This is a genomic window from Paenibacillus chitinolyticus (genome assembly GCF_045038035.1).
In the GTDB taxonomy this organism is placed as follows: Bacteria; Bacillota; Bacilli; order Paenibacillales; family NBRC-103111; genus Paenibacillus_F; species Paenibacillus_F chitinolyticus_A.
This window is the reverse complement of the sequence record NZ_CP173427.1, coordinates 5,571,288-5,594,107: the sequence shown is the minus strand read 5'-3', so window position 1 is coordinate 5,594,107 and position 22,820 is coordinate 5,571,288. Positions and strand designations below refer to the sequence as shown.

General features: G+C 53.5%; 16 protein-coding genes, 9 tRNA genes and 3 rRNA genes. 24 read left to right on the top strand and 4 right to left on the bottom strand.

What is annotated here, in order from left to right:
• Nucleotides 1–48 precede the first annotated feature (48 nt).
• From lysS to ACI48J_RS25200, 13 genes are all read left to right on the top strand, one after another.
• Nucleotides 49–1,545 (top strand): lysine--tRNA ligase, encoded by a 1,497-nt coding sequence (gene lysS, locus ACI48J_RS25260; protein WP_405080791.1) that lies wholly within the window; start codon nucleotides 49–51, stop codon nucleotides 1,543–1,545.
• 288 nt (nucleotides 1,546–1,833) lie between these two features.
• Nucleotides 1,834–3,387 (top strand): 16S ribosomal RNA (locus tag ACI48J_RS25255).
• Between the two features lie 148 nt (nucleotides 3,388–3,535).
• Nucleotides 3,536–3,652, top strand: a 5S ribosomal RNA gene (rrf, locus tag ACI48J_RS25250).
• A 91-nt stretch (nucleotides 3,653–3,743) separates the two neighbouring features.
• A tRNA-Ile gene (locus tag ACI48J_RS25245) sits at nucleotides 3,744–3,820 on the top strand.
• A gap of 31 nt (nucleotides 3,821–3,851) precedes the next feature.
• Nucleotides 3,852–3,927 (top strand) — tRNA-Ala (locus ACI48J_RS25240).
• Nucleotides 3,928–4,175: 248 nt separating this feature from the next.
• Nucleotides 4,176–7,097, top strand: a 23S ribosomal RNA gene (locus tag ACI48J_RS25235).
• The 16S, 23S and 5S rRNA genes sit together here with 9 tRNA genes alongside, the layout of an rRNA operon.
• A 179-nt stretch (nucleotides 7,098–7,276) precedes the next feature.
• Nucleotides 7,277–7,367: transfer RNA gene (locus ACI48J_RS25230), tRNA-Ser, on the top strand.
• Between the two features lie 7 nt (nucleotides 7,368–7,374).
• A tRNA-Met gene (locus ACI48J_RS25225) sits at nucleotides 7,375–7,451 on the top strand.
• A 14-nt stretch (nucleotides 7,452–7,465) separates the two neighbouring features.
• Nucleotides 7,466–7,541: transfer RNA gene (locus ACI48J_RS25220), tRNA-Val, on the top strand.
• A 15-nt stretch (nucleotides 7,542–7,556) separates the two neighbouring features.
• Nucleotides 7,557–7,633: transfer RNA gene (locus ACI48J_RS25215), tRNA-Asp, on the top strand.
• Nucleotides 7,634–7,662: 29 nt separating this feature from the next.
• A tRNA-Phe gene (locus ACI48J_RS25210) sits at nucleotides 7,663–7,738 on the top strand.
• 42 nt (nucleotides 7,739–7,780) lie between these two features.
• Nucleotides 7,781–7,866 (top strand) — tRNA-Tyr (locus ACI48J_RS25205).
• 10 nt (nucleotides 7,867–7,876) lie between these two features.
• Nucleotides 7,877–7,949 (top strand) — tRNA-Lys (locus ACI48J_RS25200).
• Between the two features lie 248 nt (nucleotides 7,950–8,197).
• Here the strand turns inward: ACI48J_RS25200 and ACI48J_RS25195 are convergent.
• The 4 genes from ACI48J_RS25195 to ACI48J_RS25180 all read right to left on the bottom strand — a co-directional run bounded on the left by ACI48J_RS25195 (nucleotide 8,198) and on the right by ACI48J_RS25180 (nucleotide 11,393).
• Nucleotides 8,198–8,506 (bottom strand): MTH1187 family thiamine-binding protein, encoded by a 309-nt coding sequence (locus tag ACI48J_RS25195; protein ID WP_405080790.1) that lies wholly within the window; start codon nucleotides 8,504–8,506, stop codon nucleotides 8,198–8,200.
• Nucleotides 8,507–8,842: 336 nt separating this feature from the next.
• Nucleotides 8,843–10,402 (bottom strand): GMC family oxidoreductase, encoded by a 1,560-nt coding sequence (locus ACI48J_RS25190; RefSeq protein ID WP_405080789.1) that lies wholly within the window; start codon nucleotides 10,400–10,402, stop codon nucleotides 8,843–8,845.
• The gene (locus ACI48J_RS25185) at nucleotides 10,399–10,995 is read right to left on the bottom strand and encodes a gluconate 2-dehydrogenase subunit 3 family protein (protein WP_405080788.1); all 597 of its coding nucleotides are present in this window, start codon (nucleotides 10,993–10,995) and stop codon (nucleotides 10,399–10,401) included. The genes ACI48J_RS25190 and ACI48J_RS25185 overlap by 4 nt, the downstream gene beginning before the upstream one ends.
• Before the next feature lie 5 nt (nucleotides 10,996–11,000).
• On the bottom strand, nucleotides 11,001–11,393 hold the full coding sequence (locus tag ACI48J_RS25180; protein ID WP_326050936.1) for a hypothetical protein: 393 nt from the start codon (nucleotides 11,391–11,393) through the stop codon (nucleotides 11,001–11,003).
• 259 nt (nucleotides 11,394–11,652) lie between these two features.
• Here ACI48J_RS25180 and ACI48J_RS25175 point away from each other — a divergent pair, with 259 nt between their 5' ends.
• From ACI48J_RS25175 to hisB, 11 genes are all read left to right on the top strand, one after another.
• Entirely contained in the window at nucleotides 11,653–12,600 is a 948-nt protein-coding gene (locus tag ACI48J_RS25175) for an MraY family glycosyltransferase (RefSeq protein WP_405080787.1), read from the top strand.
• Nucleotides 12,601–12,721: 121 nt separating this feature from the next.
• Nucleotides 12,722–13,837 (top strand): helix-turn-helix domain-containing protein, encoded by a 1,116-nt coding sequence (locus ACI48J_RS25170; RefSeq protein ID WP_326050938.1) that lies wholly within the window; start codon nucleotides 12,722–12,724, stop codon nucleotides 13,835–13,837.
• Between the two features lie 101 nt (nucleotides 13,838–13,938).
• A complete protein-coding gene (locus ACI48J_RS25165; RefSeq protein WP_405080785.1) occupies nucleotides 13,939–15,063 on the top strand; it encodes an ABC transporter ATP-binding protein in 1,125 nt (374 codons plus the stop codon).
• A 189-nt stretch (nucleotides 15,064–15,252) separates the two neighbouring features.
• On the top strand, nucleotides 15,253–16,194 hold the full coding sequence (hprK, locus tag ACI48J_RS25160; RefSeq protein WP_009676857.1) for an HPr(Ser) kinase/phosphatase: 942 nt from the start codon (nucleotides 15,253–15,255) through the stop codon (nucleotides 16,192–16,194).
• A 48-nt stretch (nucleotides 16,195–16,242) separates the two neighbouring features.
• Nucleotides 16,243–17,175 (top strand): prolipoprotein diacylglyceryl transferase, encoded by a 933-nt coding sequence (gene lgt, locus ACI48J_RS25155; RefSeq protein ID WP_405080783.1) that lies wholly within the window; start codon nucleotides 16,243–16,245, stop codon nucleotides 17,173–17,175.
• Between the two features lie 36 nt (nucleotides 17,176–17,211).
• A complete protein-coding gene (gene ppaX / locus ACI48J_RS25150) occupies nucleotides 17,212–17,865 on the top strand; it encodes a pyrophosphatase PpaX (RefSeq protein ID WP_405080781.1) in 654 nt (217 codons plus the stop codon).
• Nucleotides 17,862–18,446, top strand: coding sequence for an acyltransferase (locus ACI48J_RS25145; protein ID WP_326050945.1), 585 nt, complete (start codon nucleotides 17,862–17,864; stop codon nucleotides 18,444–18,446). The genes ppaX and ACI48J_RS25145 overlap by 4 nt, the downstream gene beginning before the upstream one ends.
• A gap of 191 nt (nucleotides 18,447–18,637) precedes the next feature.
• On the top strand, nucleotides 18,638–19,861 hold the full coding sequence (locus ACI48J_RS25140; protein WP_405080779.1) for an ATP phosphoribosyltransferase regulatory subunit: 1,224 nt from the start codon (nucleotides 18,638–18,640) through the stop codon (nucleotides 19,859–19,861).
• A 219-nt stretch (nucleotides 19,862–20,080) separates the two neighbouring features.
• Nucleotides 20,081–20,716 carry an ATP phosphoribosyltransferase gene (hisG, locus tag ACI48J_RS25135; RefSeq protein ID WP_217560189.1) on the top strand — a complete coding sequence of 212 codons (636 nt, stop codon included), beginning with the start codon at nucleotides 20,081–20,083 and terminating at the stop codon, nucleotides 20,714–20,716.
• Nucleotides 20,717–20,806: 90 nt separating this feature from the next.
• Nucleotides 20,807–22,096: a histidinol dehydrogenase gene (hisD, locus tag ACI48J_RS25130; RefSeq protein ID WP_405080778.1), complete on the top strand. Its 1,290-nt coding sequence runs from the start codon at nucleotides 20,807–20,809 to the stop codon at nucleotides 22,094–22,096.
• Nucleotides 22,089–22,820 carry an imidazoleglycerol-phosphate dehydratase HisB gene (gene hisB, locus ACI48J_RS25125; RefSeq protein ID WP_405080777.1) on the top strand — a complete coding sequence of 244 codons (732 nt, stop codon included), beginning with the start codon at nucleotides 22,089–22,091 and terminating at the stop codon, nucleotides 22,818–22,820. Before hisD ends, hisB begins: the two co-directional genes overlap by 8 nt.

Genomic DNA, 22,820 nt, shown 5'->3' with positions numbered 1-22,820 from the left:
TGCTAAAGGCTTCGCAAACCGGAGCTATAACATATAGGAGTTGAAAGCATGAGTCAGGAACTCGAATTAAACGAATTGTTACAAATTCGCCGCGACAAACTGGACGAGCTTCGTGGTCTGGGCGTAGATCCGTTTGGCGATAAATATGTACGGACGCACACGGCCAAACAAATTTTGGACGCTTACGAAGAAACGCCTAAGGAAGAACTGGAGCAGCAGACCGTTGAAGTCAGCATTGCCGGACGTATCATGCAGAAGCGTGCAATGGGTAAAGCGAGCTTTGCTCATCTTCAGGACATCACGGGCAAAATTCAAATATACGTTCGTCAGGACGCCCTTGGCGATACGAAGTACAGCGCTTTTGATCTGCTGGATATCGGCGATATGGTAGGCGTGAAAGGTACCGTTTTCAAAACGAAAACCGGCGAAACCTCCATTAAGGTACAAGAGCTGGAAGTGCTGACGAAATCACTGCTTCCTCTGCCCGAGAAATATCACGGCCTCAAGGATGTCGAAACCCGTTACCGCCAGCGCTACGTCGATCTGATCATGAACCAGGAAGTGAAGGAGACCTTTATTCTGCGTTCAAGAATCATTCAGTCCATGCGCCGTTATCTGGATGGCCTCGGCTATCTGGAAGTGGAGACCCCGACTCTGCACGCTATTGCCGGAGGCGCGGCCGCACGGCCTTTTATAACGCATCACAATGCGCTTGATATGCAGCTTTACATGCGTATCGCTATTGAGCTGCACCTGAAACGCCTGATTGTAGGCGGCTTGGAGAAAGTGTACGAAATCGGGCGCGTTTACCGTAACGAAGGTATTTCCACCCGTCATAACCCCGAATTCACCATGATTGAGCTGTATGAGGCTTACGCGGACTACAAAGATATCATGGCACTAACGGAGAATATGGTCGCCCATATCGCACAGGAAGTATTGGGAACGACTACGGTTCAGTATCAAGGACATGAAGTAAACCTTGCGCCTTCTTGGAAACGGATCTCCATGGTAGATGCGATTAAAGAAGTGGTTGGCGTTGACTTCAGCGTACACATGAGCAATGAAGAAGCTCAGAGTCTGGCAAAAGAACACAAGGTTCCGGTTGAGCCTCATATGACTTTCGGCCACATCGTGAACCAATTCTTCGAAACATTTGTGGAAGAAACGCTTATTCAGCCTACGTTTATCTACGGGCATCCGCTTGAAATTTCGCCGCTTGCGAAGAAGAATCCGGAAGACCCGCGTTTCACCGATCGCTTCGAGCTCTTTATCGTAGCGCGTGAACACGCTAACGCCTTCACAGAGCTGAACGATCCGATCGACCAGCGTCAACGTTTCGAAGCGCAGCTGCTTGAGCGTGAACACGGCAACGACGAGGCCCATGAAATGGACGACGACTTCATTCGTGCGCTTGAATACGGCATGCCGCCGACAGGCGGACTTGGTATCGGGATTGATCGTCTGGTTATGCTGCTTACCAACGCTCCGTCTATCCGTGATGTGTTGTTGTTCCCTCATATGCGCGAGCGTCAGGGAGAATAGAGTTTTGGGTAAAGAGGCGCCGATTTGGCGCCTTTTTAATTTTTTTGGGCTTGTCCAAAATTTGGGCTTGCATTCTGTTTCTCAGCGTGGTATCTTATTTAAGTCGCCGCTGAAACACGGTGCCAACAACGAGGCTGACAAGCCGAGATTGTCCTTTGAAAACTGAACAACGAGTGATTGAAGCGTCTCGAGAAATCGAGACATTAAATGAGAAGAAATTCTCGTCAGCTTTGAATGTTTGAGCTTAATCAGCTTGAGATAAACCGCTGGCCTTCGGCCGGCACAACTTTATCGGAGAGTTTGATCCTGGCTCAGGACGAACGCTGGCGGCGTGCCTAATACATGCAAGTCGAGCGGACTTGAAGAGAAGCTTGCTTCTCGGATGGTTAGCGGCGGACGGGTGAGTAACACGTAGGCAACCTGCCTGTAAGATCGGGATAACTACCGGAAACGGTAGCTAAGACCGGATAACCGGTATCTCCGCATGGAGAGATCGTGAAACACGGAGCAATCTGTGGCTTACGGATGGGCCTGCGGCGCATTAGCTAGTTGGTGAGGTAACGGCTCACCAAGGCGACGATGCGTAGCCGACCTGAGAGGGTGAACGGCCACACTGGGACTGAGACACGGCCCAGACTCCTACGGGAGGCAGCAGTAGGGAATCTTCCGCAATGGACGCAAGTCTGACGGAGCAACGCCGCGTGAGTGATGAAGGTTTTCGGATCGTAAAGCTCTGTTGCCAGGGAAGAACGCCAAGGAGAGTAACTGCTCTTTGGGTGACGGTACCTGAGAAGAAAGCCCCGGCTAACTACGTGCCAGCAGCCGCGGTAATACGTAGGGGGCAAGCGTTGTCCGGAATTATTGGGCGTAAAGCGCGCGCAGGCGGTTTTTTAAGTCTGGTGTTTAATCCCGAGGCTCAACCTCGGTTCGCACCGGAAACTGGGAGACTGGAGTGCAGGAGAGGAAAGTGGAATTCCACGTGTAGCGGTGAAATGCGTAGAGATGTGGAGGAACACCAGTGGCGAAGGCGACTTTCTGGCCTGTAACTGACGCTGAGGCGCGAAAGCGTGGGGAGCAAACAGGATTAGATACCCTGGTAGTCCACGCCGTAAACGATGCATGCTAGGTGTTAGGGGTTTCGATACCCTTGGTGCCGAAGTTAACACAGTAAGCATGCCGCCTGGGGAGTACGCTCGCAAGAGTGAAACTCAAAGGAATTGACGGGGACCCGCACAAGCAGTGGAGTATGTGGTTTAATTCGAAGCAACGCGAAGAACCTTACCAGGTCTTGACATCCCTCTGACCGGCTTAGAGATAAGCCTTTCCTTCGGGACAGAGGAGACAGGTGGTGCATGGTTGTCGTCAGCTCGTGTCGTGAGATGTTGGGTTAAGTCCCGCAACGAGCGCAACCCTTGAACTTAGTTGCCAGCAGGTAAGGCTGGGCACTCTAAGTTGACTGCCGGTGACAAACCGGAGGAAGGCGGGGATGACGTCAAATCATCATGCCCCTTATGACCTGGGCTACACACGTACTACAATGGCCGGTACAACGGGAAGCGAAGGAGCGATCCGGAGCCAATCCTAGAAAAGCCGGTCTCAGTTCGGATTGCAGGCTGCAACTCGCCTGCATGAAGTCGGAATTGCTAGTAATCGCGGATCAGCATGCCGCGGTGAATACGTTCCCGGGTCTTGTACACACCGCCCGTCACACCACGAGAGTTTACAACACCCGAAGTCGGTGAGGTAACCGCAAGGGGCCAGCCGCCGAAGGTGGGGTAGATGATTGGGGTGAAGTCGTAACAAGGTAGCCGTATCGGAAGGTGCGGCTGGATCACCTCCTTTCTATGGAGACTCGGGTCCTGAAACGGACCCAGTCAAGAAGGCATCGCCTTCAACCTTCAATCACTCGTTGTCAGTTTTGAAAGGGCAAGAACCTTTCAAGCTACAAACCCTTTCTGGAGTTTGGCGACTCCGGAAACCACGCAATTCGTTTGGTGACGATGGCGGAAGGGAACCACGCGTACCCATCCCGAACACGACCGTTAAGCCTTCCAGCGCCGATGGTACTTGGACCGAAGGGTCCTGGGAGAGTAGGACGTTGCCAAGCGAACCCACTTTGTGGGTTTTTATTTTGCGAAAAGAGCAGGCAGTTGCTTGCTAGCACGCAAGACCAAAGTGAGTGAGAACTCACAGCATACGGGCCCTTAGCTCAGCTGGTTAGAGCGCACCCCTGATAAGGGTGAGGTCGGTGGTTCGAGTCCACTAGGGCCCACCATTTTCCTGACAACCACATAAGGATACCTTTTGGGGCCATAGCTCAGCTGGGAGAGCGCCTGCCTTGCAAGCAGGAGGTCAGCGGTTCGATCCCGCTTGGCTCCACCAAAACCTTCTTCCAAACGGTCGTAATTTCCAGTAAATTACGGGTTGATCTGAAGATGCGTGATGTGGTAAGATACTTCTTGCCGCTTTGAGCGGTAACGAAGTCAGTTGATCCTTGAAAACTAGATAGCGAAACATGTAACTAGAATCATCCAAAACCTTGATGGTTTGATGTAAAGCGAAGTTATATGCTGAGAAGTGATTTTTTAAGCGCAGCTTAATAGCACGAGTCAGGATATAACGGAGCATTTGGTCAAGCTAATAAGGGCACACGGAGGATGCCTAGGCGCTAGGAGCCGAAGAAGGACGTGGCGAACGACGAAATGCCTCGGGGAGCCGTAAGCAGGCTTTGATCCGGGGATGTCCGAATGGGGGAACCCAGCTGTGGTAATGCGCAGTTACCATGCAGTGAATACATAGCTGCATTGGAGGCACACCCAGGGAACTGAAACATCTAAGTACCTGGAGGAAAAGAAAACAATAGTGATTCCGTCAGTAGCGGCGAGCGAACGCGGATTAGCCCAAACCAAGGAGCTTGCTCCTTGGGGTTGTAGGACGTCAATGTGGCAAAAGTTCATTAGGTGAAGCGATCTGGAAAGGTCCGCTGGAAGAGGTAACAGCCCTGTAGCCGAAAGTGAACGTATGCCTAGACGGATCCTGAGTACGGCGGGACACGTGAAACCCCGTCGGAATCCGGCAGGACCATCTGCCAAGGCTAAATACTCCCTAGCGACCGATAGTGAAGCAGTACCGTGAGGGAAAGGTGAAAAGCACCCCGGGAGGGGAGTGAAAAAGAACCTGAAACCGTGTGCCTACAAGAAGTCAGAGCCCGTTAATGGGTGATGGCGTGCCTTTTGTAGAATGAACCGGCGAGTTACGTTTGCATGCGAGGTTAAGCTGAAAAGGCGGAGCCGCAGCGAAAGCGAGTCTGAATAGGGCGACTATAGTATGCAGGCGTAGACCCGAAACCGTGTGATCTACCCCTGTCCAGGGTGAAGGTGCGGTAACACGCACTGGAGGCCCGAACCCACGAATGTTGAAAAATTCGGGGATGAGGTGGGGGTAGCGGAGAAATTCCAATCGAACTCGGAGATAGCTGGTTCTCCCCGAAATAGCTTTAGGGCTAGCCTCGGGGGATGTGTCGTGGAGGTAAAGCACTGATTGGGTGCGGGGCCCGCCAAGGGTTACCAAGTCCAGTCAAACTCTGAATGCCACAGACATTACCCCGGGAGTCAGACAGTGAGTGCTAAGATCCATTGTCAAGAGGGAAACAGCCCAGATCATCAGCTAAGGTCCCCAAGTGTGTGTTAAGTGGGAAAGGATGTGGAGTTGCACAGACAACCAGGATGTTGGCTTAGAAGCAGCCACCATTTAAAGAGTGCGTAATAGCTCACTGGTCGAGTGACTCTGCGCCGAAAATGTAACGGGGCTAAACACACCACCGAAGCTATGACTTAGACATCTAAAGATGTCTTGGGGTAGGGGAGCGTTCTGTATGGAGTGAAGGTAGATCGTGAGGACTGCTGGACTGTACAGAAGTGAGAATGCCGGTATGAGTAACGAAAAGATCAGTGAGAATCTGATCCGCCGAAAGCCTAAGGGTTCCTGAGGAAGGTTCGTCCGCTCAGGGTAAGTCGGGACCTAAGGCGAGGCCGAAAGGCGTAGTCGAAGGACAACAGGTTGAAATTCCTGTACCACCGTAAGCCGTTACGAGCAATGGAGTGACGCAGCAGGGTAGGGACGCGGACTGATGGATGTCCGTCCAAGCAGTGAGGCTGATGTGTAGGCAAATCCGCACATCGTAAGGCTGGGCTGTGATGGGGAGCGAAAATTACAGTAGCGAAGGTCTTGATCTCACACTGCCGAGAAAAGCTTCTAGCCAGGCGAAGGTGCCCGTACCGCAAACCGACACAGGTGGGCGAGAAGAGAATTCTAAGGCGCGCGGAAGAACTCTCGTTAAGGAACTCGGCAAAATGACCCCGTAACTTCGGGAGAAGGGGTGCCCCGGTAGTGTGAATAGCACGAGGGGGCCGCAGTGAAAAGGCCCAAGCGACTGTTTAGCAAAAACACAGGTCTATGCGAAGCCGCAAGGCGAAGTATATGGGCTGACGCCTGCCCGGTGCTGGAAGGTTAAGGGGAGCGGTTAGGGGTAACCCGAAGCTGTGAACCGAAGCCCCAGTAAACGGCGGCCGTAACTATAACGGTCCTAAGGTAGCGAAATTCCTTGTCAGGTAAATTCTGACCCGCACGAATGGCGTAACGACTTGGGCGCTGTCTCAACGAGAGATCCGGTGAAATTTTAATACCTGTGAAGATGCAGGTTACCCGCGACAAGACGGAAAGACCCCATGGAGCTTTACTGCAGCTTGATATTGGACTTTGGTACGATCTGTACAGGATAGGTGGGAGCCTTTGAAGCCTGAGCGCCAGCTTGGGTGGAGGCACCGTTGGGATACCACCCTGATCGTATCGGAGTTCTAACCTACTACCGTCAACCGGTAGAGGGACCGTGTCAGGTGGGCAGTTTGACTGGGGCGGTCGCCTCCTAAAGAGTAACGGAGGCGCCCCAAGGTTCCCTCAGAATGGTTGGAAATCATTCGAAGAGTGCAAAGGCATAAGGGAGCTTGACTGCGAGACATACAGGTCGAGCAGGGACGAAAGTCGGGCTTAGTGATCCGGTGGTACCGCATGGAAGGGCCATCGCTCAACGGATAAAAGCTACCCTGGGGATAACAGGCTTATCTCCCCCAAGAGTCCACATCGACGGGGAGGTTTGGCACCTCGATGTCGGCTCATCGCATCCTGGGGCTGAAGTAGGTCCCAAGGGTTGGGCTGTTCGCCCATTAAAGCGGTACGCGAGCTGGGTTCAGAACGTCGTGAGACAGTTCGGTCCCTATCTGTCGCGGGCGCAGGAAATTTGAGAGGAGCTGTCCTTAGTACGAGAGGACCGGGATGGACGTACCGCTGGTGTACCAGTTGTCTCGCCAGAGGCATAGCTGGGTAGCTATGTACGGAAGGGATAAGCGCTGAAAGCATCTAAGCGTGAAGCCCCCCTCAAGATGAGATTTCCCAGTATGTAAGACCCCTTGAAGACGACGAGGTAGATAGGTTGGAGGTGGAAGCACAGCAATGTGTGGAGCTGACCAATACTAATCGGTCGAGGGCTTGACCTACAAATCTGTACGACCGTACAGGTTACATCGAAAGCATATGCTTAGGCTTTTCCGACAGGAAAATGCCGCATCGAAAGGCGTACGCGTTAAGCGTAGGCACCACAAGATCTTTGGATGGATCGACTGCTTGTTTCGCTGCTAGTTTTCAGGGAGCAACCTGAAAAGTTTGTTTACACATTGGAGAGATACCCAAGTGGCTCAAGGGGACCCTCTGCTAAGGGGTTAGACTGCGTAAGTGGTGCGAGGGTTCGAATCCCTCTCTCTCCGCCAGTTTTAAGGCGGCGTAGCTCAGCTGGCTAGAGCGTACGGTTCATACCCGTGAGGTCGGGGGTTCGAGCCCCTCCGCCGCTACCATAACAACTACATAAGGACGCTTAGCTCAGCTGGGAGAGCATCTGCCTTACAAGCAGAGGGTCGGCGGTTCGATCCCGTCAGCGTCCACCATACAATCTTATGCACGGAGCTGTGGTGTAGAGGCCTAACATGCCTGCCTGTCACGCAGGAGACCGCGGGTTCGAATCCCGTCAGCTCCGCCATTTTAGTTTGTATAACAATTTCATAGTATGGCTCGGTAGCTCAGTCGGTAGAGCAGAGGACTGAAAATCCTCGTGTCGGCGGTTCGATTCCGTCCCGAGCCACCACTTTTAGTCAAGTTAGTCCATAACGGCGCTTGGCATTAATGTGGAGGCTTAGCGAAGTGGCCAAACGCAGCAGACTGTAAATCTGTTCTCTGACGAGTTCGGTGGTTCGAATCCATCAGCCTCCACCAGTTTTTCCAAGAGCCATTAGCTCAGTTGGTAGAGCACCTGACTTTTAATCAGGGTGTCGAAGGTTCGAGTCCTTCATGGCTCACATGCCATGTGAACAATTCTCTTCATATAAAAGAGACCTTAACGGTCTCTTTTTTTGTTGTTGTCTTTTAGCATGGCGGACGGAAAATGTCTTAAATTGCTGCAGGAGTCCAGCTCTCGCGATCTAGCCGTGCTGGGAAATCTCCTGGTACCCGCTGGTGTGGAATTCGATTTTTTAGGGGACTCGCAGCGTTCAAGGTGAACGAAAAAAATTTCCAGCGAGTAATTGAGTAGAGTATAGCTCCCGAGCTATTGAAGCCGCTCCAGTTTTTCGGCCACGGACTGGAGTTTTTGCTGCATGGATGCCGTTTTATCACGGCGGTCGTCTATCTTGATGGAGGTGGAGACGCGTTGAGCGCCGTTGTCAAAGGGGCTTTCGTGAAGCTTAAGAATGACTTCCATGAGTTGATCCAGCGGGCCTTCGATGATGGTGCTCATTGGAGTAAGCTCATAATGGAGAGGCTGGTTGTCCAGCACCTTTTGGAGATGAGCTACATATTCGCTTAAGCTTGTAGAGCTTGTACCTATAGGGACAACCGTAATTTCTGCAATAGCCATATAATAGTGATCCTCCTTTGTTCGAGATAGCTTTGTCTTTAATTGTAATGGAAACGATGCCCGGTGGCTACTTGCTGCTTGGAAAAGGCGGAAGCGCCTGGGTTACCGTCAGCGCATTTGTAACAAGAAAAGGGAAGCTGAGGCAAACGCCCGATCGGAGACTGCCGCATCAAGTACACGAACAACAGGCACCTCGGGTGGTTATAAGCGTTATCAGGAACTTGGCCAAGTCCAGCCGGCATATACGAGTTTAGAGCTTGTTCGTAGCTCAGTATACATAAATGAACAGTTCACATGATAAAGGCTGAATGTCTCCATACATCTTCGTTTTGGTGATTAGATGATTTCACTTACGATGTAATCGGCTGTTCGCGCTGCTAAAGCCATTACGGTGTTAGTGGGATTCACTCCGCTGGACGTGACGAATAGGCTCGCATCGCATACGAATAAATTCGGGATATCGTGCGTTTGCCCGAATGAATTTGTGACAGATCGCGACGGATCGCTCCCCATCCGGCAGCCTCCCATCAGGTGGGCGGTATCTGGCACCACAAATTCGGGTGTTCCTCCCGCAGCCTGAAGGATAGATTTCATGTTCGAGACCGCATGCTCGATGAGCTTGGTGTCGTTTTCCCCGAAACTGAAGGATACTTGGGCTCTGGGCAAACCGAAAGCGTCTTTCTCCCGGGATAACGTGACACAGTTGTGCTCTTGAGGAAGGACTTCCCCGACCAGTGTCGCGCGGCCGTAAAAGTTGTAGTCCAGCATAGCTTCGCGTAACGGGGCTCCCCATACGGGAAATTCGCCTGTTTTGACGATCCCTTGGGCGAAAGCGAGAGGCCGCGTTCCATGGGCATGCAGGGAATACCCGCGCGCAAAGCCGCGGCTGCGGTCGGATTCGTAGAATTCCTGAGTAGTAGCCAGCACAGGGGTCCCCTTGTACAGCCGCACTTCCTCCTCGAACTTGGCATACACGTCATGGCTGCTGTGCGTCATAAGTGCTTTGCCTACCCAGCCGCTGCTGTTGGCAAGCCCGTCCGGATGACGGCTGTTCGCAGAATTCAGCAGTAATCGGGGTGTTTCGACCGCATAGGCTGATACGATCACGAGTTTAGCTTTTTGACGGTATTCGACTCCTTTTTTCATAAAAAGCACACCTGAAGCCCTTCCGTCAGGCCCTGTCTCGATCTGAGTGACCCTGCTATCGGTAAGCACAGTAGCGCCTGCTTGTACAGCTTTCGGGATATGCTGAATGAGGGTGCTGAATTTGGCGTTAGGCATGCAGCCCTGCTCGCAGAAACCACGGTTAATGCAGGGAGGCCTGCCCTCAAAAGGCGCAGAAAGAATCGCGAGGGGAGCCGTAACGGAGCGAATTCCCAAACTCTCACAGCCTCTTTGAAACAAATAGGCGTTGGGGCTTAGAGGGTCCCGTTCGGGATAAGGGTAAGGCCCGCGGAAGTTTCCCCATGGAAAATGGCGGGGGCCAGAAACCGCGATTTCTTTTTCAATCCGGGAGTAATACGGCTCCAAATCTTTATAGTGGATCGGCCAATCCTCGCCGACTCCATCGATCGATCTCGTTTTGAAGTCGGATTCATGGAATCGCAAAAACACTCCGGTAAAATGCTGGGTTCCGCCCCCCACTCCCCAGCCCGAATTGTTGTGCCCCATAGCAAGGGGATGCTCTCCGTCCACAAGACGGGTATCCTGCCAGCCCAGGCATTGCATGGACAGCTCGTCGCTCGCAAAATCCCTTTGGGGATCCCGCAGCGGTCCGGCTTCCACTACCACGACCTGCAGCCCGGCTTCGCTAAGTTCCTGTGCAAGCACACCGCCTGCCGCTCCCGCGCCAATAATGACCACATCAACGGTTTCCGATTGAGTGTCCCATTTCATCGTTCCGGTTTCGCCTCCCACGGATCAAGATGCCCCCGGTCTGCCCGGATGTAGCCTCTTGGATACGCAGGACCTGCGTACCCGATTTCGGACCAGATTTGGGGATGAGAATAGTAAGCTTCCACGGTAAGCGCGAGCAGCCTGTTGAAGAAGGCTCTCTGCACGGGGGCCGGCCATTCGCCTCTCAGGGATAAGCGAACCTCAGCTACATACGTGAGAATCTCTTTCTGTTCCGCCGGAGATAGCTGTTGAAAGGGCCTCGTATGAAACCCGTGCGACATCGTCTCAAGCGCCTCAAGCCCTTCCCGGATTAATTCGGACTGAGGAGGAATATCGGGACCTCTCTGGCCTTCTTCCTTTTGCCCGCACAAAGTATCATCTATATGCTCCAACACGTAAGTCAGGATTTCGGATCTGTCGTCGTCGACAAGAAGAGAGCATATGCTTCTGAGCTGTTCCGCTTCTAACAGCGTTAACAGCCGATATTCACGGCGCCGCCTCATACGGGAGCTGACGATGGACCGCGTGTGGGGATCCCAGTGGTTTTGCTCCTTCATGACATCGAAAGAAGGGTATTTCGGCATTTTTCTCATACAAGTCACCTTCCATAAACAGCGATTAACCCGAGGACACCGAGAGCTGAGTACAGCAGAGGCATCAGGACGGGAGGCCCGATAAGGAAATTGCGGAACGCATAAGACCCGACACGTTTGCCCACTCCCCGGATGTGAAGGGACAGCCCGTATAAGCCCGTCAAAATCCCCAGCCACATGCCCATATGAAAAAGATGGAGAAACCAGGGCCGGTTAAGGAGAACCGCGAGCAGCCCGACCAGAAAGTACAGCGGGGCGGTAATAACGGGAATCAGCATGACTTTGCGGTGAAAATTTTGCCGGTAATGGGACAAGGTCACTTGAGCCGCAATAAATAAATAAGCGAAAGCCGTAAACAAAATAACGGACCGGTCTAACGTCCAGGTGTTCCAGATCATCGTAGGGGGATCTCCTTTGTTTCGTTTTGAACTCCCGCTTAAATTGTTGAGCGCTCTTCTTATTTTTTCCATAAAGGGAGGAGTTAACTCGCTTCCGTCAAAATGTTCTCAAGATTTTGGGCGGGTTAGTCGACCAAACCTTTACCAAACGGGTTAAGTATGGGCGGAATTCGATTGGGAGACGCTAACAGATGCGGTTAAAAAGCCATTTACCCATCGTCATCCGTAAGGGTAACGATAGGCAGGAGGAATCGAGCGTATGCACTATCTAATCCCTATGCTGACGAGCTTTATTCTGGTGGCGCTGCTGGTACCCGTTATGAAGCGAATCGCTGTTAAAGCAGGGTTTGTCGACCGGCCGTCTACCCGCAAAATTCATGCCGCTCCCATCCCCTTGCTCGGAGGAGTGGCGATTTACATCGCTTGCGCGGCGGCTATTTTATTGTTCAGCAGTAACGGCAATCTTTCCTATGCGGTACTGATCGGCGGGACGGTCCTTATGCTGACCGGCTTGACCGACGACTGGTTTAAAACCCGGAGCAAGGACTTTCCCGTCTGGCCCAGGCTGATCATCTATATTGCGGTGTCCGCGGTGCCGCTTTTATTCGGCATTCAAATAATCGGGGTGTCGAATCTCCATTTCAGCGGCATGATTTTTTTCCCGGTCTGGCTTGTCTGGCTCGGCACGATGGCCTGGATTTTCGGGATCACGAATATGATCAATTTCATTGACGGAGTCGATGGTCTCGCCTCGGGGATCGTAACGATCGCTTCTTTGGCGCTGCTTGTGGCGGCCCTAGTCAAAAGGCAGGAGGATTCCGCATTGATTGCGGGCATTCTGGTCGGAGCCTGCCTGGCTTTTCTGGCGTTTAATTTTTATCCCGCCAAAATTTTCATGGGTGACGCCGGTGCGATTTTCCTGGGGTACACGATTGCGGTCGTTGCTGTGGACGGAGCTTTCAAAAGCGCGACTTTTATCTCCCTTCTGGTTCCTGTGCTGGCGCTGGGCGTTCCTATTCTGGATACGGTCATCGTGTTTACAAGAAGGCTCCTAAAAGGCGGAGGGCTGCACCGGGCCGATAAGCTTCATACTCATCACAGCCTTATGCAGTGGGGGCTGTCCCAAACCCAAACCGTTTCTTTCCTGTACTTGGTCGGCGCTCTGTTCTCCCTGCTTTCTATTATTGTGGTGCTCATGGGCGTATGAACCGCGTCCCGCTTCCGAGGCTTATTACAGCCATCTTTAAGTGAAACGCTTACTTAGCTGTGTTACAATAATAGGAAGCACCATGGCAGCCTCGATATTACACAGATAGGGAGCTATGCGGATGGATTGGGAAAGGCTGAAAGAACAATTGGAATCGATCGGCAAAGGGCCGGTCCAACTGATTGCAAAGACGCCGGAAGAGTGGGAAGCCCTTACAAGAAACGCGGGTAAGAATAACGGGGACAGGCAGGCCCTGAATAAGAGCAGCATGCTGATCGGCAAAGATGTTTATTTCCTGCTGGGCAGGGAAGGCAATCAAGTCCATGTTCTGTCTATACCTGCGGGGAACTTGGCCGGAGACGAACGTCATCTGGTCGAGTGGCTCATTGAATCCGCACAGCCGGAGAAAAGGCAAAACGGCACTCTTCTGCTCGAAGAAGAGAAAAAGCTTTCCGCGCTCAGGGAATGGCTGCTGCAGCATGCCGAAACCGACTCTCAAGCGGAGGTTCCCGACACGATTTCTTCCCAGGCCGGACTTTATTCGACCAAAATACCTTTTCTCCTGTATGGAGATTATTCTTCGAACGTACGGGCGTCTTACCGGGAGCTGAAAAGGCTGCTGGAGACGTTTTTTGACGCGGAAATTGTATTGATTCCATTGCTGGATAAAGAATGGCTGATTCTCGCGCCGGATTATCTGCTCACAGTAGGGCAGGAAGACAAGACGGACGCCCAGGAAGAGAGCACCGAGCAGATGCTCGATGCCCTGGCATCGGGACTCCATGACATGCTGGCTACCGAATGGGTAGGAGAAAGCCATCTGGGGGTTCACTACCCTATCCAGCCTGCCCAGACGCTTCTGGCGGCCATGCTTTCTCTGCGCTCGACGATTATGCTCGGCCGGTTATACAAGGTGACGAACAACATACACACGCCGTGGCATTTGCAAATGGAAAAGCTGCTCCATCCGATCCCCGATTCCGAGAAACATCAGTTTCTGGAGCATGTGCTGAAGGACTATTCCATGGATGCCGAGACGCAGTCCACACTGGAGAGTTTTTTTGCACTGGACTGCAACGTGAGCGAGACGGCCAAAAAGCTGTATATTCATCGCAATACGCTTTTATACCGGCTGGACAAGTTCAAAAACGAGACGGGGCTGGACGTAAGGACTTTCCACGACGCCGTCCTGGTAAAGCTGGCGCTCGTATTGTACAAAGTAACAAAAAGAAAGTGAGTTTTTTGTGAAGATTGTGCATAGTCAGTCTTCGGGCATTTAAGCTAAGATAAATGTACAGATTCCAATTAAGAACATTCAAGAACCAGGGGGAATGAACTATGGCAGGCGTTCGTCTTAACCATATCGTAAAGAGGTACCCAGGCAACCAAGAAGCAACCGTTAAGGATTTCCATCTCGATATTCAAGATAAAGAGTTTCTCGTATTGGTAGGAGCATCCGGTTGCGGTAAATCCACAACTCTGCGGATGATTGCCGGTCTTGAAGAAATTTCCGAAGGCGAACTGTACATCGGCGACCGTCTCGTGAACGACGTGGCTCCTAAAGACCGCGACATCGCGATGGTATTCCAGTCCTACGCCCTGTACCCGCACATGAACGTGTACCAGAACATGGCGTTCGGCCTTAAACTCCGTAAATTCAAAAAAGCCGATATCGACGCACGCGTGCGCGAAGCGGCTAAAATTCTCGATATTGAACACCTTCTGGACCGCAAACCGAAAGCACTTTCCGGTGGTCAGCGTCAGCGTGTCGCCCTGGGCCGCGCAATCGTCCGTGAACCGCAAGTCTTCTTGATGGACGAACCGCTTTCCAACTTGGACGCTAAACTTCGTGTACAAATGCGTGCCGAAATTTCCAAACTTCACAAACGTCTTGGCGTAACGATCATCTACGTAACGCATGACCAAACCGAAGCTATGACAATGGGAAGCCGGATTGTCGTTATGGACAAAGGCATCATCCAACAGGCGGCTTCTCCAGAAGAGATCTACAACTTCCCGGTCAACATGTTCGTAGCGGGCTTCATCGGATCTCCTTCCATGAACTTCGTAAGCGGCTCGCTGAGCGACCAAGGCGGAGAGCTTCACTTCAAAGCCAAAGGCGTAGACGTTGTTATTCCGCAAGGCAAAGCTCAAGTTCTTCGCGATAAAGGCTACGCGGGCAAAGAAGTTATTCTGGGTATTCGTCCTGAAGATATCCACGATGAGCCTGTGTTCCTTGAAGCTTCCGCTAAGACAGTGGTTAACGCCCTGATCGAAGTGTCCGAGAACCTGGGTCACGAGATGCAGGTTCACCTTGCCGGTATCGGCGAAGGTACAGTCGTAGCGCGTGTTGACGGCCGCTCCGGTCTGAAAGACGGCGCTAACGTGAAGCTTGCTCTGGACATGAACAAAGTTCATTTCTTCGATAAAGAAACAACGAACTCCATTCTTCTGAACTCGTAAGAATCATCAATTTAAAGCCAGTCCATCGTGACTGGCTTTTTTGACGTATTAGGGAATGATGAGGCGGCCCGTGGGTATGCTGCAGTAATTGCACCTCTACAGCATACCGGCTGGCCCGGGCGGCAGGTTGATTTTCACCCGGCAGTTGAATTACGATGGAACTATTGGGAAAACAAAGGGGAATGAACGATGGGCAAAAAAGTGAGAGTGTCTGAGCTGGTTGAGCATTACAACCTGGAAGTCATTTGCGGCGAAGACGGTCTTAAGCGGACTGTAACGGTAGCCGATCTTTACCGGCCCGGTCTGGAAATGGCGGGCTATTTCAATTATCATCCGCAGGAACGCGTTCAACTGCTGGGACGCACCGAGATGTCCTTCTTCGAAACGCTGGATGAAACGGTCCGGCTGCATCGGGCCGAGCAGCTTTGTGCAAGCGAAGAAACGCCCTGCATTATCGTCACCCGCGGATTGGATATTCCGGCGGAATTGGTGGAAGAAGCGAAGAAGCACCAGCTCCCGGTTCTCCGCAGCCAGGTGGCGACCACCATTCTGGCCAGCCGGCTGACCAACTTCCTCGAAAACAAGCTTGCTCCCTCCACTACCATTCATGGTGTACTGGTGGATGTGTACGGCGTCGGAATGCTTATTACGGGCGGCAGCGGAATCGGGAAAAGCGAGACGGCGCTCGAACTGGTCAAGCGCGGCCACCGTCTGGTAGCGGACGATGCCGTTGAAATCCGCCAGACAGCCGATTATATGCTGTACGGAAACGCTCCCGACCTGATCCGCCATTTGCTTGAAATCCGCGGCGTCGGCATTATTAACGTGATGACGCTCTTCGGTGCGGGAGCGGTGCGGAACGTCAAGAAAATATCCGTCGTTGCCCGGTTGGAAACTTGGCAGCAGGATAAGCAGTACGACCGCCTCGGACTGGACGAAGAAACGACCCGGATTATTGAAACGGATGTGCCGCTGATCACCATTCCCGTCCGTCCGGGAAGAAACTTGGCGGTTATCGTCGAAGTTGCGGCGATGAACTACAGGCTCAAGCGGATGGGCTTCAACGCGGCCCTGCAGTTCACCAATAAGCTGACGGAAACGCTGGCCGAAGATTTGGACGACATGGACTGAGAGCCGGTTCATACCCACAGGTAAGGAATAGGAGGATATCGACCGTTTATGCTAAATCCAGTCGCTTTTAAGCTAGGCCCGATTTCCGTGCATTGGTACGGCATTATATTAGGGACGGCGGCCCTGATCGGGCTGCTGCTTGTCATTCGGGAAGGCAAACGCTTCAAGCTACAGCCCGAATTTTTTATGGATCTGCTGCTGATCGGAGTCCCGTCTGCCATTGTGGCCGCTCGTATTTATTATGTGGCCTTCCAGTGGGAAAACTACAAAAACAATCTGAGCGAAATCATCGCCATCTGGCACGGGGGAATTGCCATTTACGGCGCTCTGATCGGGGCTATTATCGCAGCGGTCATCTATGTCCGCCGCAAAGGATACTCGTTCTGGCGGATCGCGGACATTTGCGCTCCGGGACTCATCGTCGGCCAAATGATCGGCCGCTGGGGAAACTTCGTGAATCAGGAGGCCCACGGCGGTCCGGTCAGCGAATCTTTCCTGCGAAACACGCTTCATCTGCCGGATTGGATCGTGAACCAGATGAACATCGAAGGCATTTTCTATCATCCCACTTTCCTGTATGAATCGGTGTGGAATTTCGTCGGTCTGCTGCTGCTCTTCTGGCTGCGCCGCCGTCCGTTCCTTCGTGCGGGCGAGTTGTTTATGAGCTATTTTATCTGGTACTCGCTGGGCCGTTTCTTCATCGAAGGCTTGCGTACGGACAGCCTCGATTTCACGGGACCGGCATGGCTGGCTTCCCTGCTGAACGGACTGTGGTCGCCGATGTCCCTGCTGTTCGGTGAAGCGGGCACGATGACATACGGGGGCAACATCCGTATTTCCCAGCTTCTTGCCGTGCTTATCATCATCGCGGCTATCGTCATCATCGTCCTGCGCCGCCGTATGGGCTATGCGAAAACCAAGTACAGCGATCCCATCGAGAAAATCGGCGGGGCACCGGCTTCGGCCGATACAAGCCATTGAAAACAGGACAGAACTCTTGATAATAAGGAGCACAGCATGAAGCATACGGTATTGTTTGATTTGGACGGCACTATTCTGGACACCAACGAGCTCATTATCCAGTCGTTCCTGCATGCGCTGGAAGGAAAGACGCCCGAGCTGTTTACAAGAGAAAACATCATTCCCCACATGGGGCGCCCTCTCATCGAGCAACTCCAGTTTTTCAGCGGCCTGGATGAAGTGACGGATCTTCTGACTCTTTACCGGTCGTATAATCTTAAGCACCACGACGAGCTGGTGAGACCTTTTCCTTATGTAAAAGAGGTATTGGCCAAGCTGCATGCCTACGGAGTCAAAATCGGCGTCGTAACCAGCAAAATCAGGCTGACAACCATGTTGGGCCTGGAACTTTGCGAACTGCTGCCGTATATCCAAAGTATTGTGACCGTCGATGATGTCACGAAGGCTAAGCCGGACCCGGAAGGAATCCGGAAGGCTCTCCATGAACTGAACTCAACAGCGGAGGAAGCCGTCATGGTGGGGGACAGCCATTACGATATCGAAGCGGCCAAAGCCGCAGGCGTTGAAGCCGTGGCCGTCAACTGGTCTCTTAAGGGCCAGGCCTACCTGGAACAGTACCATCCGGAGCATATGATCGCGGATATGCGCGAGCTGTATATGATTTTCGGGATTATGGAGGAAAGTGTTTGAGGAAAACCGACAGATACCCGGTCGACGGACCTAACGCCCTATGGCAGATTTACCGGACGGTCAGCAAATGGAAAGCGGTCAAAAATTTCGTCTGGATACAAATCAGCCGCTACTGCCCCTCGCTTCCGGTTAAAAATTGGATCTACCGCCGCATGTTGGGCATGGAGGTGGGAGAACACACCGCTTTCGCTTTGATGGTGATGGTGGATGTATTTTTTCCGGAAAAAATAAAGATCGGCCGCAACTCGATCATCGGGTACAACACAACCATTCTGGCTCACGAGTATTTGACCAAGGAGTATCGTCTGGGTGAAGTGCGGATCGGATCGAATGTGATGGTCGGGGCGAACACGACCATTCTGCCCGGTGTTACGATAGGGGATGGCGCCGTAATCGGTGCAGGATCTGTCGTCCACAAGGATGTGGAGCCATACAGCTTCGTAGCGGGCAATCCGCTTCAGGTTATCCGCACGGGAACTTCCGATTCCGCAGAAGCCCGGACTTTCGGAGCGTCAGCGGAAATATCCGGACCGGAGTCGGCTTCCGGCGGAGGAACCAATCCAAACAGTTCATCTTCTTAAGAAGATGAACTGTTTTTTTGTTTGAAGCAAAGAGGACATTGGCTGCAGAGAAACGAATGGGAATGAATCTGCAAATTGACGCCTCTGACATTCCGTGATAAACTAACGGATATCCTTCAATTTGGTAGTATGGTAGCGTGCTAAAGCGTTTTGAAAATAGAGGTTTACCGGCAGGGCAAGGAGGAACATGAATGTCTAAACCGAAAGTGTTTGAAAAGCCTACGGGTTTTAAAGATTTGCTTCCGGAATCGGTAGCGAGAATACGTGAGATCGAATTCAGCGTGCTGGACTGCATGGAACGGTGGGGCTACCGCCAAATCGTGACTCCGACGCTGGAATTTTACGATACGGTAGGGATGGCCAGCTCCATTGAAGACCGGAAACAGTTCAAGCTGCTGGACCGCAACGGGAAAACGCTTGTACTTCGCTCCGACATGACGGCCCCTATCGCACGGGTGGTTTCCTCTCTTCTGGGGGATGAGCCTCTTCCGCTCCGTCTTAGCTATCACGGGAATGTTTTCCGGGCGATGGAGGAAGAAGCCGGGCGCGATTCGGAGTTCGTGCAGACGGGTGTGGAGCTCGTAGGCGACCCGTCCGCGGAAGCGGATGCCGAAGTAGTGGCTTTGGCGATTGCTTCCTTACAGGCCTCAGGCGTAAAAACGTTTAAGTTTGCCTTGGGGCATGTCGGGTTTTTACACGGCTTGTTCGGCGAAACGCTCAAAGACCATCCCGAAGCTCAGGAAGAGCTCAAGAGCTGCTTGCTCGGCAGGGATTACGTCGGTTACCGCACGGCCGTCCGGCGCATGGGTGTAGACGAAGCCCGGCGCGGCGAACTGGAGAGCATCCTCCGGCTGCGCGGAGGCAAAGACATCTGCGAACAGGCACTCGGCGTCACTTCCGATCCGACGGCCCAGGCGGCCATCGCCCATCTGTGCGAGGTATGGAACGTTCTGGAGGCTTACGGAGTCAGCGAGCATGTGCTGATTGACCTGGCGATGATCGGGAATTTTTCTTACTACACGGGTCTTACGTTCGAAGGGTACGCGGCGGATCTCGGATTCCCGCTGTGCAGCGGGGGCAGATACGACAATCTGCTCGCTCAGTTCGGACGTCCCGCACCGGCAACGGGCTTTGCCTTGAAGACGAACCGCATTCTGGAAGCGGCGGGAGATGCGGTCCGCAAGCAGCAGGAACGGGTCCTGATCGTATACGGGGAATCCCGCCGCGGCGAAGCGCTGGGCAAAGCCCGGGAGCTGAGAACCCTTCCCGGAAAGGTCGTTGTGACACGCCACGCCGGCAATGGAACCGGACCCTGTGCGTCGTGGGATCCGGCAGCTTTGCACGAACTGGGACAGGGCCGTTACCGGTACGAAGGGAACGTGTACTCGGACGTCCTGCTCTACCTGACGGACTAGTTTTTAGCGTCCGAGCTGATAAATTCACCGGCCGGTATAGAGCTGTTAAATCATACGAATGCGGCAGCCAAACCGGTAGACGATGCGATAAAACAAACGATTCAGGCCGTTCAAACCGGCCTTCGCGGTTATACGGCGGGCTCTGCTTGCGGCTTCGCGCCGTACGGGGTCCCGCAATCATTTAGCTTCGACAGAGGCTGTTGACAGGAGGCTGAAGGCATGCAGGAAATGCTTAAGGTAGCCATGCCCAAGGGGCGTATATATAAACAGGCATTCAAGCTTTTCCGCCGAGCGGGATTGCCGATGCCGGACGATAGCGGTGACGATTCCAGGAGACTGATCGTTACCTTTCCGGAAGCCAACATGGAATTCATTCTTGCCAAACCCGTCGATGTTCCGACTTATGTCGAGTACGGCGTGGCAGATATCGGAGTGGTAGGCAAGGACGTGCTGATGGAAGAAAACCGGGACGTCTATGAGCTGCTTGATCTCGGGATCGCCCGCTGCCGGATGTCCGTTATCGCGCTGCCGGACTGGCAGCCCGTTCTGAATCCCCGCGTCGCGACGAAATATCCCCGGGTAGCTTCCCAGTATTTCAGGGAAAGAGGGCAGCAGGTCGAAGTCATCAAGCTCAACGGCTCGATTGAACTGGCGCCGCTGATCGGCTTGGCCGACAGGATCGTGGATATGGTCGAAACCGGCCAGACTCTGAAAGAAAACGGGTTGGTCGAATATGAGGAAATATTTCCGATCACGAGCCGGCTTATCGCCAATCGCGTCAGTTACCGGATGAAAAACGACCGGATTCAGCAGCTTTGCGACGCTCTGCAGGCAACGATTGCGTTGCCGGAGTAAGAGGCTGCTACTCCCTGGCGGATAACTTAAAGCGTTATAAAACGAAACGATTAGCAGGCGGAAGCCGGCGTTATGAAAGGGTGATTGCGCATGAAAATCGTGCCTGCGGAAGAGTTTAAACTCGCCCGGGAAGTGGACTACGGGACGGCGGAGCAGAACGACGCCGTAAAATCGATCATCGCCGCTGTACGCAGCGAGGGCGATGCGGCTCTCCGGCGGCTGTCCAAGGAGTTCGACGGCGTCGACCTTCACGAACTCCGCGTGGACGAAGCCGAGATCGATGCGGCGTACGATCGGGTGGACGCCGAGTTTCTGAAGGCGCTGCGTCAAGCCGCCGCCAACATCCGCGCGTTTCACGAAAAGCAGAAACGCGTGTCCTGGATGGACCTGCAGGACAACGGGTCCCTGCTGGGCCAGATCATCCGGCCGCTGCAGCGCGTCGGCTTGTACGTTCCCGGAGGGAAGGCGGCTTACCCCTCATCGGTGCTCATGAACGCCATCCCGGCCGTCGTCGCCGGCGTTCCCGAGATCGTGATGGTGACGCCGCCGGCTACAGCCGGGGAAGAGGGCATTAACCCGCACATCCTGGTGGCGGCAGCCGAGGCCGGCGTGCGGGAGATCTACCGCGTCGGCGGCGCACAGGCCGTCGCGGCGCTCGCTTACGGCACGGATACGATTCGTGCCGTCGACAAGATCGTCGGACCCGGCAATATTTACGTCGCACTCGCGAAACGCGCCGTATTCGGCGTCGTCGATATCGACATGATTGCCGGACCGACCGACATCGTGGTCCTGGCCGACGAGTCGGCGGACCCCGAATACATCGCCGCGGACCTGCTGGCCCAGGCGGAGCATGACGAGCTGTCACCTGCCATACTGGTGACGCCGTCACGCGCGCTCGCCGAGCAGGTGCGCGGAGAGGTGGAGCGGCAGCTGCAGGCGCTGCCGCGCAAAGCGATCGCCGAGGTGTCCACGGCGAACAAGGGCGCGATCGTCCTCGTCGGGGATCTCGACGAGGGCATCCGCGTCGTCAACGCGATTGCTCCGGAGCATGCGGAGCTGCTCGTGGACGACCCGTTCGCGGTGCTGCCGCGGATCGAGAACGCCGGGGCGATCTTCCTCAGCGCATACAGCCCGGAGCCGGTCGGCGACTATTTCGCCGGACCGAACCACGTGCTGCCGACGAACGGTACGGCCCGGTTCTCCTCGCCGCTGAACGTCGACGATTTTATTAAAAAATCCAGTGTGATTTCCTATAGTAAGGAAGCTCTTCTTGCGAACGGAGAGCAAATTATGACGCTCGCCCGCAACGAAGGGCTCGAAGGGCATGCCAGAGCGATACAAGTTCGATTGCAGAAAGAAGGGAACTTTCATGGCTGAACAAGTGGACAAGAACGCAAAACAAGCGGGGCTGGAAGGCGGATCCCCCGGTGGATCGGTAAACGCGAATGCAGTAAATGCGGATGCGATAGATACTGGCGCAGGTGAAGGCTTGTCCGTCACGGATCCCGTTTCCCGTGGGCGCGCATCCAGTGTAGCGCGCAAAACGAACGAAACCGACATCGAGCTTTCGTTCGGCGTGGACGGAACCGGTGTCTCGGAGCTGGAGACGGATGTTCCTTTTCTGAACCATATGCTCGATCTTTTTGCCAAGCACGGACAGTTCGATCTTAAAGTTCAAGCTCGCGGAGACGTTGACATAGACGATCACCACACGGTAGAAGACATCGGAATCTGTCTCGGTCAGACGCTTAGGGAAGCTCTTGGGGACAAGAAGGGCATTAAGCGTTACGCCAGCGTATTTATCCCGATGGATGAGGCGCTGGCGCAGGTGATTATCGATGTCAGCAACCGGCCTCATTTCGAATACCGGGCGGAGTATCCGTCCCAGCAGGTCGGAAGTTTTACGACGGAGCTGGTTCACGAGTTCTTGTGGAAGTTTGCCTTGGAGGCCCGGATTACCCTTCATGTCATTGTTCATTACGGCCGGAACACGCATCACATGATCGAAGCGGTGTTCAAAGCGCTAGGACGCGCTCTGGATGAAGCCACTTCCATCGATCCCCGCGTTAAGGGAGTACCTTCGACGAAGGGAGTTCTCTAA

Excerpts from the sequence above, each read along its gene's own strand:
- lysS (WP_405080791.1), top strand. The coding sequence starts at position 49 with ATGAGTCAGGAACTCGAATTAAACGAATTGTTACAAATTCGCCGCGAC.
- ACI48J_RS25195 (WP_405080790.1), bottom strand. The coding sequence starts at position 8,506 with ATGGCTATTGCAGAAATTACGGTTGTCCCTATAGGTACAAGCTCTACA.
- ACI48J_RS25190 (WP_405080789.1), bottom strand. The coding sequence starts at position 10,402 with ATGAAATGGGACACTCAATCGGAAACCGTTGATGTGGTCATTATTGGC.
- ACI48J_RS25185 (WP_405080788.1), bottom strand. The coding sequence starts at position 10,995 with ATGAGAAAAATGCCGAAATACCCTTCTTTCGATGTCATGAAGGAGCAA.
- ACI48J_RS25180 (WP_326050936.1), bottom strand. The coding sequence starts at position 11,393 with ATGATCTGGAACACCTGGACGTTAGACCGGTCCGTTATTTTGTTTACG.
- ACI48J_RS25175 (WP_405080787.1), top strand. The coding sequence starts at position 11,653 with ATGCACTATCTAATCCCTATGCTGACGAGCTTTATTCTGGTGGCGCTG.
- ACI48J_RS25170 (WP_326050938.1), top strand. The coding sequence starts at position 12,722 with ATGGATTGGGAAAGGCTGAAAGAACAATTGGAATCGATCGGCAAAGGG.
- ACI48J_RS25165 (WP_405080785.1), top strand. The coding sequence starts at position 13,939 with ATGGCAGGCGTTCGTCTTAACCATATCGTAAAGAGGTACCCAGGCAAC.
- hprK (WP_009676857.1), top strand. The coding sequence starts at position 15,253 with ATGGGCAAAAAAGTGAGAGTGTCTGAGCTGGTTGAGCATTACAACCTG.
- lgt (WP_405080783.1), top strand. The coding sequence starts at position 16,243 with ATGCTAAATCCAGTCGCTTTTAAGCTAGGCCCGATTTCCGTGCATTGG.
- ppaX (WP_405080781.1), top strand. The coding sequence starts at position 17,212 with ATGAAGCATACGGTATTGTTTGATTTGGACGGCACTATTCTGGACACC.
- ACI48J_RS25140 (WP_405080779.1), top strand. The coding sequence starts at position 18,638 with ATGTCTAAACCGAAAGTGTTTGAAAAGCCTACGGGTTTTAAAGATTTG.
- hisG (WP_217560189.1), top strand. The coding sequence starts at position 20,081 with ATGCAGGAAATGCTTAAGGTAGCCATGCCCAAGGGGCGTATATATAAA.
- hisD (WP_405080778.1), top strand. The coding sequence starts at position 20,807 with ATGAAAATCGTGCCTGCGGAAGAGTTTAAACTCGCCCGGGAAGTGGAC.
- hisB (WP_405080777.1), top strand. The coding sequence starts at position 22,089 with ATGGCTGAACAAGTGGACAAGAACGCAAAACAAGCGGGGCTGGAAGGC.